Here is a 14,851-nt window from a genome sequence, read left to right on the forward strand (position 1 = left end):
CTATCCGCTGACCCTCGGCGTGACGCTGGGTGAAACCCTGGCGCTGCACATGAGCTTCGACCAGGCGCATTTCAGCGTCGCCACGGTCGAGCGCCTGAGCGCGCAGTTGTTGCACTTGCTGGAGCAGCACAGCAAGAAAGGCCACCTGCTGGTGTTCGGCGATGACCAGACGGTTTTCCCGAACCTCGGCCAACCGACCGCGTACGTGCAAGGCAGCGGCATGGCCGCCGCCGGTCAGCGCCGGGCAATTGAACAGCAGGCTGCAATAACCGCATTTTTCCCACAGCACGTGGTGCGAGGATTGCGGCGGGCAGTGTTCCGCCGAGGGTTTCGCTTCATGCGCGGAATGATCCATTCCCGGCATGTCCATCGACATGTCCATGCTCATCGGCATGGAGGTCGAGGCGTGCTGATCCATCGGCATCGACTGGGAAATCAGCGGGCCGATGAAGATCATCAACATGGCGAACAGGGCGATCCAGCTGCCGCGGGTCAGGTGTTCAGTCTGACGGCGTTGCAGGGAGGGCCTGGCGCTCAGGGGGCGCATGGACGGAGTCTGCCGGAACGGTTACTGGGCGTGCGCGTGGTCTTGTGTGGCTTCCGGTGGCTTCTTCTGCACGGCGACCTCGACGGTCACGTCACCGGCCTTCTCGAAGTGCATCGTCAGGGGAAAGCGCTTGCCGTCGGTCAGCAGGCTGCGGTCAGTCGGGTTCATCAGCATCACGTGATAGGCCATCGGCGCGAAGGTCACGTTTCCACCGGCCGGGATGGCCACGTTCGGCACCTGTTGCATCTTCATCAGATCGCCCTGCATCACGTGCTCGTGCAGTTCCGCTGTCGGGGCGATCGGCGAGTCGACGCTGAGCAGGCGGTCAGCCGTCTTGCCGGCGTTGTGAATGATGAAATACGCGGCGACCGTCGGCGCGTTCGGCGGCAGTTCCTGCGACCATGGATGGGCGATTTCCAGCTCACCCGCCTTGTATTCGTGGGCATGGGCGAAGCACGCCGGCAGCAACAGCGCAGCGATGACGATGAATTTGTTCAACATGGCAGTTCTCCAGAACGATTTGAAACGCAGGTCAAATGCGGGAACAAATCAAACCAGAGGAGAGGCGCGGGGGTTGAGGCTCGGCCATTGCTGGCGCGGTGTCGGGGTTTGCAGCAAGACGGGCGCCACGCTGCGATTGCTTTCGTACCGGGCGAAATACAGCTGCGGCGAATGCCCCGGCAACGCCACCACCGGCGCCGATCCGGAACAACACCAGCAATGCTGCATGGTCGAATGAGTGTCACCGCTCTGCGGCGCTTTCTGATCGAGGCTGCCGATGTCGATCGCCACCATCTTCGTCCCGCTGCCGGTGCAGAAACTGCTCCAAAGCAACTGCTCGGCCGGCGTCTGCGCCGCCTGCGCCATCGTTCCCGTCAACGGCATGGCGAGCATGTTGAACAGCACTGCGAAGCAGGCGATCCAGGCAAATGCGAGCCGGTGTCGGTTCATGGGACAGATCCGTAGGGTGGGCGATCAGGCGCGGCTATTTAGCCTGATCAGGGCCGATAAGTAAAAAAGCGTCGTGCGGTTTGGTGTCGCAGAGGATTCAGCCTGCTACGGCATGCAGCCGCAAACCCAGCGCCTTCATGACTTTCATGATAGTCGCGAATTCCGGATTTCCAGTGCTGCTCAGCGCTTTATAAAGGCTTTCGCGACCCAGCCCTGCATCTCGTGCAACCTGGGTCATGCCTTGGGCGCGGGCAATGTCATTAAGTGCTGCACGGATGAGAACGCCATCGCCAGCATCTTCGTCAAAACAAGCGTCCAGGTAAGCCGCCATTTCCTCGGGCGTTTTAAGAAACTCTGCAGCGTCGAAGCGGGTGAATTTTTCGGTCATGACTTACTCCTCATTACCGATGCTTTGCGCCATCCGGATGGCGCGTTTGATATCTCGTTTTTGTGTCGACTTGTCGCCCCCCAGCAGTAGCAGATAAATCACGTCACCTTTATGTGTGAAGTACATCCTGTAGCCGGGACCGTAATGAACACGCATTTCATAAACGGCACTGCCAACGAACTCGCAATCACCCATGTTTCCATGCTCTGCGCCTCGAAGTCTGGCGATGATGCGAGCTTTGCCGTTGGTGTCTTTCATCGAGTCGAGCCAATCGGCAAATGCAGGGGATCGTTCAAATTCGATCATGTCGAAATCGTATTCCTTGGGATACAGACTGACAAGCCGCATTTTTCTTGAACGCTGCAATGCGCTTCAAGAATTTGCTCGCTGCAAATCTGTGGGGATTAAAGGAATCGAAATCTTGGCGTGAGGTGGCAAGAGCGAACAGTCAGCTGCTTCCTGAAAATTTGCCGGTCAAATCAAGGATTAGCTCGAAATCAGGAATTATCTGACGTAGAGAGGGCTTCCAGGACTTCAGACGTACTCATGAACTCCCGATCAACCCCCGCCAATTTCGGCCGTTTCAAAACCATCACCGGCACCCCAAGCTCCCGCGCCACTTCCAGCTTCGGCTCGGTCGCGGTGCTGCCGCTGTTCTTGCTGATCAGCACGTCGATCTGCCGGCGTTTGAACAGCGCCCGCTCATCTTCCAGCAGAAACGGCCCACGGGCGCCGATGACTTCGCAGCGTTCGTTGCCGGGGTAGGCGTCGAGGGCGCGCAGGGTCCAGAACTGGTGCGCGGGGATTTCGTCGAGGTGTTGCAGCGGTTCGCGGCCAAGGGTGAACAGGGGGCGGCGGAAGGGTTCGAGGGCGGTGATCAGTTCGGCCCAGTCGGCGACTTCGCGCCAGTCATCGCCGGGTTGCGGTTGCCACGCGGCGCGGCGCAGGGCCCAGCAGGGGATGCCGGTGAGTTGCGCAGCGGTGGCAGCGTTCCGGCTGATTTGTGCGGCGTAGGGATGGGTCGCGTCGAGCAAAAGTGTGATGCTTTCGTCGCGAATGAACTGCGCCAGACCTTCGGCGCCGCCGTAGCCGCCGACCCGCACCTGACACGCCAGATCGGTTGGCACCCGGCCCACCCCGGCCAGGCTGTAAATGTGTTGCGGCCCCAACGTGCGCGCGATCGCCAGCGCTTCAGTCACGCCGCCCAGCAACAAGATACGTTTCACACAAATGCCCCCGCATGACCGACGATGCCGCCCTGACGATCAATCGCAAACACCTCGACCTGCACCTGCGCCGGCACCACGCTGCGGGCGAATTCCAGCGCATGGCGGCAAACTTCATCACCGAGGGCAACACCCGCCGCACTGGCCATCGCCAACGCCTGCTGGCTGGTGTTCGCCCCGCGAATGGCTTGCTGCAAGGTGTCGTCGGCGCCAATTGCCGCCGCCCACTCGGCCAGTTGCGGCAGGTCGATGCTCGAATGACGCGAGTGCAGGTCCATGTGCCCGGCCGCCAGTTTGCTGATCTTACCGAAGCCGCCGCACAGGCTGAGTTTATCCACAGGTACTTTGCGCAGGTGCTTGAGCACCGCGCCGACGAAGTCGCCCATTTCGATCAGGGCGATTTCCGGCAGGTTGTAGACCCGGCGCATGGTGTCTTCGCTGGCGTTGCCGGTGCAGGCGGCGATGTGCAGGTAGCCGTTGGTTTTCGCCACGTCGATGCCTTGGTGGATCGAAGCGATGTACGCCGCGCAGGAAAACGGCCGGACGATGCCGCTGGTGCCGAGAATCGACAGGCCACCCAAAATCCCCAGGCGCGGGTTCATGGTTTTCAATGCCAGGGCTTCACCGCCCTCGACATTGACCGTCACCTCGAAGCCGCCGCGATAGCCGGTTTCTTCGGCGAGCAATGTCAGATGATCGCTGATCATCTTGCGCGGCACCGGGTTGATCGCCGGCTCGCCGACGCCCAGCACCAATCCCGGCCGGGTCACGGTGCCGACGCCCTTGCCGGCCATGAAGCGAATCCCCGGCCCGGCCATCAGTCGCACCCGCGAATAGAGCAGGGCGCCGTGAGTCACGTCCGGGTCATCGCCGGCATCCTTGATCGTCCCAGCTTCAGCGCCGTCATCAGTCAGTCGACAGAACTCCAGGCGCATCTGCACCTGCTTGCCCTTGGGCAACACGATCTGCACGGCGTCCGCCACCACGCCGCCGAGCAACAGGCGGGCAGCGGCGAGGCTGGTGGCCGTGGCGCAGCTGCCGGTGGTCAGGCCACTGCGCAGGGGCGCGGGTTGTTCGGCGGTTTCGTCACGCATCGAGGGGTTTGACCAGATCGAGCAGGGTAATCGGCAACGCCTGGCGCCAGGTATCGAATTCGCCCAGCGGTTGCGCCTGGGCGATGTGGATGCGGGTCAGCTCGCCGCCGTGGCGTTCGCGCCAGCTCATCAAGGTCATTTCGCTTTGCAGGGTCACGGCGTTGGCCACCAGTCGGCCGCCGGGTTTGAGGTGTTCCCAGCAGGTGTCGAGCACGCCTTCGCGGGTCACGCCGCCGCCGATGAAGATGGCGTCCGGACGTTCCAGCCCGGTGAGGGCCTGCGGGGCACTGCCGCGAATCAGTTGCAGGCCGGGAACGCCCAAGGCATCGCGGTTGTGTTCGATCAACTGCTGTCGGCCGTCGTCGGCCTCGATGGCCAGGGCGCGGCAACTCGGGTGAGCGCGCATCCACTCAATGCCGATCGAGCCGCTGCCGGCGCCGACGTCCCACAGCAGTTCGCCTGGGGTCGGGGCGAGGCGGGCGAGGGTGATGGCGCGCACGTCGCGCTTGGTCAGTTGGCCGTCGTGCTGGAAGGCCGAGTCCGGCAGGCCGGCGAGACGCGACAGGCGCGGTGTATCCGGATCGCCCAGGCATTCGATGGCGATCACGTTGAGGTCGGCAATGAGCGGATCGTTCCAGTCGTTGGCGGTGCTGTCGATCCGGCGTTCAGCGCTGCCGCCCAGATGTTCCAGGACGCTCAGGCGACTGGCGCCGAATCCGCGTTCGCGCAGCAAGGCTGCAACGGCCGTCGGGCTTTGGCCGTCATTGCTCAGCAGCAACAGGCGTACGCCGCTGAACAGTTGCGCGTTGAGGGCGGCAAGCGGGCGAGCCACCAGCGACAGCACGCTGACGTCCTGCAACGACCAGCCCAGTCGGGCGGCCGCCAGCGAGCAGGAGGAGGGCGATGGCAGAACCAGCATCTCGGCGTCCGTAACCTGCCGCGCCAGACTCGCGCCAACGCCATAGAACATCGGATCACCGCTGGCCAGCACGCACACCGCTTCGCCGCGACGTTCGAGAACCGGGGCCAGGGAAAACGGGCTCGGCCACAATTGGCGCTCGCCACGGATGCACACCGGCAACAGATCCAGCTGACGCTGACCGCCGATGATCCGTGAAGCGTCCATCAGGGCGCGCCGGGCATTCTTGCCCAGGCCCTTGAAGCCGTCTTCACCGATTCCTACTACTGTCAGCCAGGGTGACATCTGTAGCCCCTCAAAAAAGTGTCCGCAAACGCGCTGTTCCGACGGGCAGACTTTTCATGCCGTCGGACAAAGCAGGCATAATACCGCGCCTTCGCCCGCGAAGCGCCTTTCCCACAGAGTTGCCAGCCCTTGAACGAACGCCCGATGTCCAACGCCATACGCCCCTCGGCCTGTCCGGGGTTGCTGCGTATCGTCCAGGCGCTGGATGGCGGGATCTGCCGGATCAAGCTCGATGGCGGTTCGATCACGGCCGATCAGGCCGATGCGGTGGCCAACGCCGCCGAGCGGTTTGCCGGCGGGGCGATCGAGGCGACCAACCGGGGCAATCTGCAGATCCGTGGCATCGGCGCGCAGTCCGCCGCGCTGATCGACAGCCTGCTGGCCGCCGGCCTCGGGCCGCGAACCGCAGCGGGCGACGATGTGCGCAACCTGATGCTCAGCCCCGCCGCCGGTATCGACCGGCAGATGCAATTCGATACCCGCCCGTTGGCCGGACAGATCCTCGAGACCCTGCAAAGCCATCCGCGTTTTCATGAGCTGAGCGCCAAGTTCGCCGTGCAACTGGATGGTGGTGAAGCGCTGGCGATGCTCGAACATCCCCACGATCTGTGGTTGTCGGCCTACGCAGAGCACGGCCAAACGCTGTTGGCGTTCGGCCTGGCGGGTTGCCCGACGGAGCGACCGCTGGCCGCCGTGGCGCTTGCGCACGGACATGCGCTGGTGGTGGCGGTGCTGGAATTGTTCCTCGATCTGGCCCGGCCGGATCAGGCCCGGATGCGCCATCTGCTGGAAGAATGCCCGGCGCCGAAGTTTCTGGAAGCGCTCGGTCAGCGGATCAACCTCCAGGCTGCCAGAGGTTGGCAGCGCGAAGCCGGATCAGAGGGTTTGCACCTCGGCATCCACGCTCAGCAGTTGCCCGGTCAGGTCTATGTCGGTGCCGCACCGGCGCTCGGCCGCCTCGATCCGGACATGCTGCGTGGCGCCGCACAACTGGCCAGAACCTTCGGCGACGGCAGCCTGCGTTTCACCCCTTGGCAGAGTCTGTTGCTGCCCAATGTGCGTGAGGTGGATGCCCTTCAAGTGCTCGACGAATTGGGCAAGCTGAACCTGCTGACCCATATCGAAGATCCTTTAGCGCATCTGATCGCCTGCACCGGCGCCAACGGTTGCGGCAAAGGCCTGGCCGACACCAAGCATGATGCCCGCCTGCTGGCTACGCTGTTGCCACACGCCGTGGACGTGCACCTGTCCGGCTGCCCGCGCTCCTGCGCTGCCGCGCATCGGGCTGCGGTGACGCTGCTGGCGGTCGGCCCCGGTCGCTACGATCTCTATTTTCGCGATACAGCGCTGCCGGGTTTCGGCGCGCTGCACGCCCACCACCTTACTATCGAAGCGGTCGCGACCCTGCTCGCCGCCCGCTCACGGAGCCCCCTTGATGCTTGATTACATCCGCGACGGTCAGGAGATCTATCGCAACTCCTTCGCGATCATTCGCCGCGAGGCCAACCTCGCGCGCATCCCGGCCGATCTGGAAAAACTCGCGGTGCGGGTCATCCACGCCTGCGGCATGGTCGAGGCGATCGACGGGCTGCAATTCTCCGAAGGCGCCGGCAAGGCCGGGCGCGATGCGCTGGCCGCCGGTGCGCCGATCCTGTGCGATGCGCGGATGGTTTCGGAGGGCGTGACCCGTGCGCGCCTGCCGGCCAACAACCCAGTGATCTGCACCCTGCGCGACGAGCGCGTGCCGGCGCTGGCGCGTGAGTTGGGCAACACCCGCTCGGCTGCGGCGCTGGAACTGTGGCGTCCGCATCTGGAAGGCAGCGTGGTGGTGATCGGCAACGCGCCGACCGCGCTGTTCTATCTGCTGGAAATGCTCGATGCCGGCGCCCCGAAACCGGCGCTGATCCTCGGCTTCCCGGTGGGCTTCGTCGGCGCTGCCGAATCCAAGGCCGAGCTGGCCGCCAACAGCCGTGGCGTGCCGTTCGTGATCATGCAGGGCCGCCTCGGCGGCAGCGCCATGGCCGCCGCTGCGGTCAATGCCCTCGCCACGGAGATCGAATGATGCAGGCTCAAGGACGTCTGATCGGCCTGGGCGTCGGCCCCGGTGATCCGGAACTGATTACCGTCAAGGCCCTGCGCCTGCTGCGTGAGTCGCCGGTGGTGGCGTATTTCGTGGCCAAGGGCAAAAAGGGTAACGCGTTCGGCATCATCGAAGCGCACCTGCAGGACGCGCAGAACCTGCTGCCGCTGGTGTACCCGGTGACCACCGAAGTGCTGCCGGCGCCGCTGTCCTACGAACAGGTGATCAGTGATTTCTACGATGACGCGGCAGAGGAAGTGGCCGCGCATCTGGACGCCGGTCGCGACGTGGCGGTGATCTGCGAAGGTGACCCGTTCTTCTACGGTTCCTACATGTACCTGCACGATCGCCTCGCCAGCCGTTACGAAGCCGAAGTCGTGCCGGGCGTCTGCTCGATGCTGGGCGGCGCTTCGGTGCTGGGCGCGCCGCTGGTGTATCGCAATCAGAGCCTGTCGGTGCTGTCCGGCGTGCTGCCTCATGAGGAGCTCAAGCGCCGTCTGGCCGATGCCGACGCGGCAGTGATCATGAAACTGGGGCGCAATTTCCCGAAAGTGCGCGAGGTGTTGGCAGAGCTGGGCCTGGCCGAGCGTGCGCTGTACGTCGAGCGCGCGACCATGGCCAATCAGAAGATCGTGCCGCTGGATGAGGTCGAGCCGATGTCGTCGCCGTACTTCTCGCTGATCATTGTGCCCGGCGAACGGTGGCAAGGCTGATGACCCATTCCACACCGGCCATCGTCATTCTCGGCCAGGGCGCGCTGGCCACGGCCCGTCGTCTGCAGCAGGTCTATCCCGGCGCGCAGGTTCTCGGACTGAAAGGACGCGTCGAAGGCGCCGACCGGACTTACAGCGAATTCGGCGCGACCGTGCGCGAGCTGTATCAACAGGACACGCCGATCATTGCCTTGTGCGCGGCGGGCATTGTCATCCGCACACTGGCGCCGCTGTTGCTGGAGAAAGGCGCCGAACCGCCGGTGCTCGCCGTGGCTGAAGACGGCAGCGCCGTGGTGCCGCTGCTCGGCGGTCTGGGCGGGGTGAATGTCATGGCCCGCGAGATGGCCGCGGCGCTTGAAGTGGCCGCGGCGATCACCACCAGCGGCGAATTGCGTTTCGGCACTTGCCTGCTCAACCCGCCCGGCGGTTATGCCCTCGGCGATCTTGAGCAGGGCAAACGCTTTGTCTCCGATCTGCTCGCCGGCCACAGCGTGCGCATCGACGGCGCTGCGCCGTGGCTTGAGCAAGCGCAACTGCCGGAAGATCCCCAGGCGCAGCGCTCGATTCATGTCGGCAGCGATGCTCGCGCAGCGAGCGCCAGTGAGTTGCTGATTTTTCCGCGCAGCGTGGCGGTGGCGGTCGGTGCCGATATAGCCGACCTGTCGGGCGCGATCCGCGATGCGTTGGCGCAGGCCGGTGTGGCGATTCAATCGCTGGCCTGCCTGGTGGCGGCTGATGTTCAGATGGCCAGTCCGGCATTGCGTGAAGCCGCGCTTGAACTGGCGGTGCCGCTGCGCTTTGTCGCGCCGGCGAGCGAGATAGGTGAGCTGGCTCGCGACGCAGTGCCCGACGCTCGAATCATCACAACATCCCCCGACCTTGCCATCGCCGTGGCCGATCAGCCGCTGGACGTTTCGCAGGTGGGGCGCCCGCGCGGACGTCTGGCTGTCATCGGCCTCGGTCCGGGCGCGGCCGAGCTGATGGTGCCGGCGGTAAAAGCCGAACTGGCCCGGGCCACCGACGTGCTGGGTTACGAAACCTACGTGCGCATGGCCGGCCCGTTCCGCGACGATCAGGTGCAACATTGCACCGACAACCGTGAAGAGATGCAGCGCGCCCGTCACGCCTTCAGGCTGGCCGCTCAGGGCCGTTCGGTGATTGTCGTTTCATCGGGCGATCCGGGTGTGTTCGCCATGGCGGCGGCAGTGCTCGAAGCGTTGCACGAGTCGACGGACCCGGCGTGGCACAGCGTCGATCTGGAGATCCTGCCGGGTGTGTCCGCCTCGCTCGCCACCGCCGCTCAGGCCGGTGCACCGCTGGGTCACGACTTCTGCGTGATGTCGCTCTCGGACAACCTCAAACCGTGGTCGATCATCGAGAAACGTCTGGACCTCGCTGCCGAAGCGGATCTGGCGCTGGCGTTCTACAACCCGATCTCCCGCGCCCGTCCGTGGCAACTCGGGCGCGCGCTGGAAATCGTCGCGCAACATCGCACGCCAGAAACACCCGTGGTGCTGGGGCGCGATATCGGCCGTCCCGGCCAGACGTTGCGCACCATCACGCTGGGCGCATTGACCCCGGATCAAGTTGACATGCGCACCATGGTGTTGATCGGTTCGTCGACTACCTGCACCTTCCCTCGTGTCGAGGGTGGGGCGTGGGTGTATACGCCGCGTTGGTACGGGGAAAAGCCAAACGGCTGATGCAAAAAAGCGGCTCTTGCGGAGCCGCTTTTCATTTGTTTCTCTCGCGAAACGGGTTTCAGGGCACCAGATAACCCTTCACGCCGGTAAAGATGATCTGCGCCGCGAGCGCGCACACGAACAGCCCCATCAGGCGGCTGACGATTTGCAGACCCTGGTCGCCGAGAATCCGCTCGATGCGGTTCGACAGATACAGCACCACCCCGACCGTGAAGCTGGCGAGGGCGATGCTCATGATCGCGAACAGCTTGTCGTCCCAGTGTGGCTGGCTGACGCCCATCACCAATAGCGCACCGATGGTGCCGGGGCCGACGGTCAGCGGAATCGTCAGCGGAACAATCGTCACATCCTGCTGCACGTTGTCGGTCTGCACGGCGGACTTGCCCTGCGCCATGCCCAGCGCCGAAATGAACAGCACGCTACCGGCACCGATGCGGAAGGCATCCACCGTGATGCCGAACACGTCGAAAATCACCCGCCCGAACAGATACAGCAACACGCTCGAGACCAGGGTGGCGATCGCCACTTTCCAGGCCAGACGGCGTTGTTCCTTGCGCGAATAACCACGGGTCAGACTGATGAAACAGGACAACACGAAGAACGGGCTGTAGAGCACCAGCATCTTCAGGTAAACACTGAATAACACGTGGAGCATGGCGCAGGCTCGCTGGCGGGGAAGGTCGGGGGAGTCTAACAGGCGCTATCGCGTCTGTCGGCTCACGACGGTTGCGTCGTCGCTCGGTTCTGTTGATCGCGCTGGGCCACCCAATGCTCGATCAGCTCACGCAGTTGCGACAACTCCACCGGTTTGGCCATGTGCCCGTCCATCCCGGCCTGACGCGCGCGCTCCTTGTGTTCAGCGAGGATGTGCGCCGTCAGGGCAACGATCGGCGTGCGGATGCGCTGGTTGCTGACTTCCCATGCGCGCAATTGCTGAGTCGCCGAGAACCCGTCGAGGATCGGCATTTCGCAGTCCATCAACACCAGGTCATAACGCTGGGCTTTCATTGCCTGCAGGGCTTCTTCGCCATTGCTGGCAGTGTCCGGTTGCAGATTGAGTTTGCCGAGCATGCCACGGATGACCTTGGTGGAAATCGTATTGTCTTCGGCCACCAGAATGCGGAAGTCGCTTGGCACCTTGACCGGCGCAGCGGGGCTGGCTGGCTGCGGCTGGAACACCACCTGGCCGCGGTTGCGCTGGTTCAGCTCGTCAGCGAGCGTGGTCTTGAGGGTGTAGCCGGCCACCGGTTTGGCCAGGATGCGCTTGATCCCCGAATTGCGCGCGATGATCTTGCTCGGCGCATTGCTGATGCCGGTGAGCATGATCAGCAGGATGTCGTGGTTCAGGCTCGGGTCTTCCTTGATCTTGGCCGCCAGTTGCATGCCGGTCATGCCGGGCATGTTCTGGTCCAGCAGAACCACGTCAAAGTAATCCCGCAGGTGTGCCTTGGTGCGCAGCAGGGCCAGCGCTTCCTTGCCCGACGGCACGGCGCTGACGTTCAGGCCCCAGGCGCTGCATTGCTGCACCAGCACCTTGCGGCAGGTGTCGTTGTCGTCGACCACCAGCACGCGGGCGCCTTGCAGCGGGCTGTCGAGGTCCGAGGTCGGGTGCTCCAGACGATCGGGGTCCAGCGGCAGGGTCAGCCACAGCGTGCTGCCCTGGCTGGCGCCGCTCTTGATGCCGAACTCGCCCTGCATCAAACGGATCAATTGGCGGGCGATCACCAGACCGAGATTGCCGCCCAGGCGGTTGGCCGACAGGAAGTGCTTGCTGTGCAACTCGGCGTGCATCAGTGCGTCGCGTTCTTCCTGATCCATCGGCTGGCCGCTGTCCTGCACGGCAATGCGCAGGCGTGGCCCGGCGCCGCGTTCGTCGAGGGCGACCACCACCAGCACTTCGCCTTCTTCGGTTTTCTTCAGGGCGTTTTCCAACAGACTCAGCAATGTCTGGCGCAGGCGCGTCGGGTCACCACTGATGACCCGTGGCACTTGCGGCTGGATGAAGCTGATCAGTTCAACGTTCTGCTGTTCGGCCTTGGCGCGGTAAATACTCAGGCAATCATCGATCAGCGCGTTGAGGTCGAACTGCACATCGTCCAGTTCGATCTGGCCGGACTCGAGCCGCGAGATGTCGAGGATCTCGTTGATCAGGGTCAGCAGTTCGTTGCCGGCGCTGTGGATGGTCTGCACGTAGTCGCGTTGCTTGACCGACAGCGGCGTGCCAAGCAGCAGTTCGGTCATGCCCAGTACGCCGTTCATCGGCGTGCGGATTTCGTGGCTGATCTTGGCCAGGAATTCGGCCTTGGCATTGATCTCGGCGTTGCTCGCCGCAAGGTCGCGGCTGATGCTGAAGCGGCTTTCGGTGATGCTGCGCTGGCGCTCGCCCAGGGCGATGCTCATCAGCAGGCCGCTGATGCAGATGAAACCCATCAGGGTCATGATCAGGCCTTGTGGCGCCACCAGGGTCAGACCCAGCAAGGCCGGGAGGATGATCAGCGTGCCGATGTTGAACACCACCATGGCGGCAACGAACAGCCGGGCAGGGCGGTAGCCTTTTTGCCAGTGATAGGAACCCACCAGCAACATGCTCAGGCCGGCCAGGGCGACGAGTGCATAGGTAATGATGTTCAGCGGCAGGGTGTTGACGAACAACAGCAACAGGCTGCAGATCACGATGAACAGAATGTCGCCGATCAGCAGCTTGTTCAGCGGATGCGGGCCGAGCGGAGCGAAAAAGCGGTAGGCGAACATCAGGCCGGCCGGTGCGGTCAGCAGCAGCGCCAGATAGGCGCCGGGGGTCTGGATCGCGTGCCAGTTCGGCAGCCACGGCCCGGCGAGGTTGAGCAGCAGCAACAGGCTCAGGCTCAGCAGCGCTTCACAGACGGCCAGCCACAGGCTGCTGCGCGAGCGGGTGTAGGCGTAGCGGATCAGGTTGTGCAGGATCAGCATCGCCAGACAGCCGAACAGCAGGCCGTAGACCAGGGTCTGGTTGTGATTGGCCGCGGCCATCACCGCCGATTGCAGGGTGATGTAAGGGCGCAACTGATGATCGGAGACCAGTCGCAGGTAGACATCGAGGGGCTTGTCGCTCTGCGGCAACGGCAGCATGAAGTCGCTGCTCGGCAACGGTCGTTCCACCTGGGGTTGAGCGGTGCCGGTGTCGCGTTGCTCGATCAGGCGGTCGCCGTCGAGGACATACAGATTGAGGTGCGACAGGTCTGGGGCGAAGATCCGCAGCACTTGCTCGTGCTTGCCGGGCGCCAGCCTGAAGCGCAGCCACAAGGCGCCATCGGGTTCGGCCGCGGTGAGGCGGTCAAGCTCGATAGGGCTGAATTGATTGGTGTAGCGGGCGGAGCGGATGTCGCTCAGCTGGAGGTTGCCCTGATCGTCGAGCAATACCGACCAGCCACTGCCTTGTGCGGCCTGGGCCGGGAGCATGCAGAGCAAGGTCAACAGCGTGACGGTGAAGCCTATGGCAATCCTGAGCCAGCGCACGGCGAAATCCCTTCGTAGGTTGATGCCAGAATATAACGATGCGCAGCGTCGGAACAGTCCGGCAAGGGCGATGAGCCCCTGCCGGAAACACAGCGTAGCTTATTACTGAGACTCACCGCGTTCACGGGCAATGGCACGGTAGCCAATGTCGGTGCGGTAGAAGCAGCCTTCCCAGTCGATGGCCTTGGCCAGTTTGTAGGCCTGCTCCTGGGCAGCACTCACGCTGGCACCCATGGCGGTGGCGCAGAGCACCCGACCACCGGCCGTCACGACCTTGCCGTCCTTGAGCGCAGTGCCGGCGTGGAAGACCTTGCCTTCCAGTGCAGCGGCGGCGTCCAGACCGTTGATCGACGCGCCCTTGGCGTAGTCGCCCGGGTAACCGCCGGCGGCCAGCACGATGCCGACGCTCGGACGTGGATCCCACTGCGCTTCAACCTTGTCCAGCGCCTGGGCCAGTGCGGCTTCGACCAGCAGCACCAGGCTCGATTGCAGACGCAGCATCACCGGTTGGGTTTCCGGATCGCCGAAACGGCAGTTGAACTCGATGACCTTTGGATTGCCGGCCTTGTCGATCATCAGACCGGCGTACAGGAAACCGGTGTAGACGTTGCCTTCCTCGGCCATGCCGCGCACGGTCGGCCAGATCACCTGGTCCATCACGCGCTGGTGCACGTCAGCGGTCACTACCGGAGCCGGGGAGTAAGCACCCATGCCGCCGGTGTTCGGGCCGCTGTCGCCGTCGCCGACGCGTTTGTGGTCCTGGCTGGTGGCCATCGGCAGGACGTTCTTGCCGTCGACCATGACGATGAAGCTGGCTTCTTCGCCGTCGAGGAACTCTTCGATGACGACGCGCGAACCGGCGTCGCCAAAGGCATTGCCGGCGAGCATGTCGCGCACGGCGTCTTCGGCTTCGGCCAGGGTCATGGCGACGATCACGCCTTTACCGGCGGCCAGGCCGTCGGCCTTGATCACGATCGGTGCGCCTTTTTCACGCAGATAAGCCAGGGCCGGCTCGATCTCGGTGAAGTTCTGGTAGTCGGCAGTCGGGATCTTGTGGCGCGCCAGGAAATCCTTGGTGAAGGCTTTCGAGCCTTCCAGCTGCGCGGCACCGGCGGTCGGGCCGAAGCAGTCCAGGCCACGGGTGCGGAACAGGTCGACGACGCCAGCCACCAGCGGCACTTCCGGGCCGACGATGGTCAGGGAAACGTTTTTCTCGGCGAAGTCAGCGAGCTGCTCGAGGGCCAGCACGTCGATGGCGACGTTCTCGCACTTGGCTTCAATCGCGGTACCGGCATTGCCCGGCGCGACGAAAACCTTCTGCACACGCGGATCCTGAGCCACTTTCCAGGCCAGAGCGTGTTCGCGGCCACCGCTGCCAATGATCAAAACATTCATTTCAAAAACCTCGGATGACGCTAATTCTGTTTTAGAACCTGAAGCGCTTCACGCT

The 14,851-nt window shown here is 63.8% G+C and carries 14 protein-coding genes and 2 pseudogenes; 5 read left to right on the forward strand and 11 right to left on the reverse strand.

The window, feature by feature from the left end:
• Nucleotides 1–229 (forward strand): annotated as a pseudogene (locus L6D81_RS29765) (hypothetical protein); the annotation flags it as partial.
• Here L6D81_RS29765 and L6D81_RS25140 read toward each other — a convergent pair.
• From L6D81_RS25140 to cbiE, 8 genes and pseudogenes are all read right to left on the reverse strand, one after another.
• A pseudogene (locus L6D81_RS25140) lies at nt 203–547 on the reverse strand (DUF2946 domain-containing protein); the annotation flags it as partial. The pseudogenes L6D81_RS29765 and L6D81_RS25140 overlap by 27 nt on opposite strands.
• Before the next feature lie 21 nt (nt 548–568).
• Nucleotides 569–1,048, reverse strand: coding sequence for a copper chaperone PCu(A)C (locus L6D81_RS25145; protein ID WP_236182364.1), 480 nt, complete (start codon nt 1,046–1,048; stop codon nt 569–571).
• A 48-nt stretch (nt 1,049–1,096) separates the two neighbouring features.
• Nucleotides 1,097–1,498, reverse strand: coding sequence for a DUF2946 domain-containing protein (locus L6D81_RS25150; RefSeq protein WP_236182365.1), 402 nt, complete (start codon nt 1,496–1,498; stop codon nt 1,097–1,099).
• Nucleotides 1,499–1,595: 97 nt separating this feature from the next.
• A complete protein-coding gene (locus L6D81_RS25155) occupies nt 1,596–1,886 on the reverse strand; it encodes an addiction module antidote protein (RefSeq protein WP_085609233.1) in 291 nt (96 codons plus the stop codon).
• A gap of 3 nt (nt 1,887–1,889) precedes the next feature.
• The gene (locus tag L6D81_RS25160) at nt 1,890–2,192 is read right to left on the reverse strand and encodes a type II toxin-antitoxin system RelE/ParE family toxin (RefSeq protein ID WP_236182366.1); all 303 of its coding nucleotides are present in this window, start codon (nt 2,190–2,192) and stop codon (nt 1,890–1,892) included.
• A 191-nt stretch (nt 2,193–2,383) separates the two neighbouring features.
• A complete protein-coding gene (locus L6D81_RS25165) occupies nt 2,384–3,112 on the reverse strand; it encodes a cobalt-precorrin-6A reductase (protein WP_236182367.1) in 729 nt (242 codons plus the stop codon).
• On the reverse strand, nt 3,109–4,206 hold the full coding sequence (locus tag L6D81_RS25170; RefSeq protein ID WP_236182368.1) for a cobalt-precorrin-5B (C(1))-methyltransferase: 1,098 nt from the start codon (nt 4,204–4,206) through the stop codon (nt 3,109–3,111). The genes L6D81_RS25165 and L6D81_RS25170 overlap by 4 nt, the downstream gene beginning before the upstream one ends.
• The gene (gene cbiE / locus L6D81_RS25175) at nt 4,199–5,410 is read right to left on the reverse strand and encodes a precorrin-6y C5,15-methyltransferase (decarboxylating) subunit CbiE (protein ID WP_236182369.1); all 1,212 of its coding nucleotides are present in this window, start codon (nt 5,408–5,410) and stop codon (nt 4,199–4,201) included. The genes L6D81_RS25170 and cbiE overlap by 8 nt, the downstream gene beginning before the upstream one ends.
• Nucleotides 5,411–5,554: 144 nt before the next feature.
• Between cbiE and cobG the strand changes: the two genes are divergently transcribed.
• The 4 genes from cobG to cobJ are packed head-to-tail and all read left to right on the forward strand — an operon-like array spanning nt 5,555 to nt 9,906.
• Complete coding sequence (cobG, locus tag L6D81_RS25180; RefSeq protein WP_276574241.1) at nt 5,555–6,853, forward strand: precorrin-3B synthase; 1,299 nt, start codon at nt 5,555–5,557, stop codon at nt 6,851–6,853.
• Nucleotides 6,846–7,472 carry a precorrin-8X methylmutase gene (locus L6D81_RS25185; RefSeq protein ID WP_236182370.1) on the forward strand — a complete coding sequence of 209 codons (627 nt, stop codon included), beginning with the start codon at nt 6,846–6,848 and terminating at the stop codon, nt 7,470–7,472. The genes cobG and L6D81_RS25185 overlap by 8 nt, the downstream gene beginning before the upstream one ends.
• Nucleotides 7,469–8,203 carry a precorrin-2 C(20)-methyltransferase gene (locus L6D81_RS25190; RefSeq protein ID WP_373874342.1) on the forward strand — a complete coding sequence of 245 codons (735 nt, stop codon included), beginning with the start codon at nt 7,469–7,471 and terminating at the stop codon, nt 8,201–8,203. Before L6D81_RS25185 ends, L6D81_RS25190 begins: the two co-directional genes overlap by 4 nt.
• Nucleotides 8,203–9,906: a precorrin-3B C(17)-methyltransferase gene (gene cobJ, locus L6D81_RS25195; protein WP_236182371.1), complete on the forward strand. Its 1,704-nt coding sequence runs from the start codon at nt 8,203–8,205 to the stop codon at nt 9,904–9,906. The genes L6D81_RS25190 and cobJ overlap by 1 nt, the downstream gene beginning before the upstream one ends.
• A gap of 58 nt (nt 9,907–9,964) precedes the next feature.
• Here the strand turns inward: cobJ and L6D81_RS25200 are convergent, their stop codons facing one another.
• From L6D81_RS25200 to purD, 3 genes are all read right to left on the reverse strand, one after another.
• A complete protein-coding gene (locus tag L6D81_RS25200; RefSeq protein WP_179692808.1) occupies nt 9,965–10,561 on the reverse strand; it encodes a MarC family protein in 597 nt (198 codons plus the stop codon).
• Between the two features lie 62 nt (nt 10,562–10,623).
• A complete protein-coding gene (locus tag L6D81_RS25205; RefSeq protein ID WP_236182372.1) occupies nt 10,624–13,401 on the reverse strand; it encodes a hybrid sensor histidine kinase/response regulator in 2,778 nt (925 codons plus the stop codon).
• Between the two features lie 102 nt (nt 13,402–13,503).
• Nucleotides 13,504–14,796, reverse strand: coding sequence for a phosphoribosylamine--glycine ligase (purD, locus tag L6D81_RS25210; RefSeq protein ID WP_236182373.1), 1,293 nt, complete (start codon nt 14,794–14,796; stop codon nt 13,504–13,506).
• Nucleotides 14,797–14,851: the final 55 nt, after the last annotated feature.

This window comes from Pseudomonas sputi, assembly GCF_021603585.1.
In the GTDB taxonomy this organism is placed as follows: domain Bacteria; phylum Pseudomonadota; class Gammaproteobacteria; order Pseudomonadales; family Pseudomonadaceae; genus Aquipseudomonas; species Aquipseudomonas sputi.

Excerpts from the sequence above, each read along its gene's own strand:
- L6D81_RS25170 (WP_236182368.1), bottom strand. The coding sequence starts at position 4,206 with ATGCGTGACGAAACCGCCGAACAACCCGCGCCCCTGCGCAGTGGCCTG.
- L6D81_RS25200 (WP_179692808.1), bottom strand. The coding sequence starts at position 10,561 with ATGCTCCACGTGTTATTCAGTGTTTACCTGAAGATGCTGGTGCTCTAC.
- purD (WP_236182373.1), bottom strand. The coding sequence starts at position 14,796 with ATGAATGTTTTGATCATTGGCAGCGGTGGCCGCGAACACGCTCTGGCC.
- cobG (WP_276574241.1), top strand. The coding sequence starts at position 5,555 with ATGTCCAACGCCATACGCCCCTCGGCCTGTCCGGGGTTGCTGCGTATC.
- L6D81_RS25145 (WP_236182364.1), bottom strand. The coding sequence starts at position 1,048 with ATGTTGAACAAATTCATCGTCATCGCTGCGCTGTTGCTGCCGGCGTGC.
- cobJ (WP_236182371.1), top strand. The coding sequence starts at position 8,203 with ATGACCCATTCCACACCGGCCATCGTCATTCTCGGCCAGGGCGCGCTG.
- L6D81_RS25185 (WP_236182370.1), top strand. The coding sequence starts at position 6,846 with ATGCTTGATTACATCCGCGACGGTCAGGAGATCTATCGCAACTCCTTC.
- L6D81_RS25150 (WP_236182365.1), bottom strand. The coding sequence starts at position 1,498 with ATGAACCGACACCGGCTCGCATTTGCCTGGATCGCCTGCTTCGCAGTG.
- cbiE (WP_236182369.1), bottom strand. The coding sequence starts at position 5,410 with ATGTCACCCTGGCTGACAGTAGTAGGAATCGGTGAAGACGGCTTCAAG.
- L6D81_RS25160 (WP_236182366.1), bottom strand. The coding sequence starts at position 2,192 with ATGATCGAATTTGAACGATCCCCTGCATTTGCCGATTGGCTCGACTCG.
- L6D81_RS25190 (WP_373874342.1), top strand. The coding sequence starts at position 7,469 with ATGATGCAGGCTCAAGGACGTCTGATCGGCCTGGGCGTCGGCCCCGGT.
- L6D81_RS25155 (WP_085609233.1), bottom strand. The coding sequence starts at position 1,886 with ATGACCGAAAAATTCACCCGCTTCGACGCTGCAGAGTTTCTTAAAACG.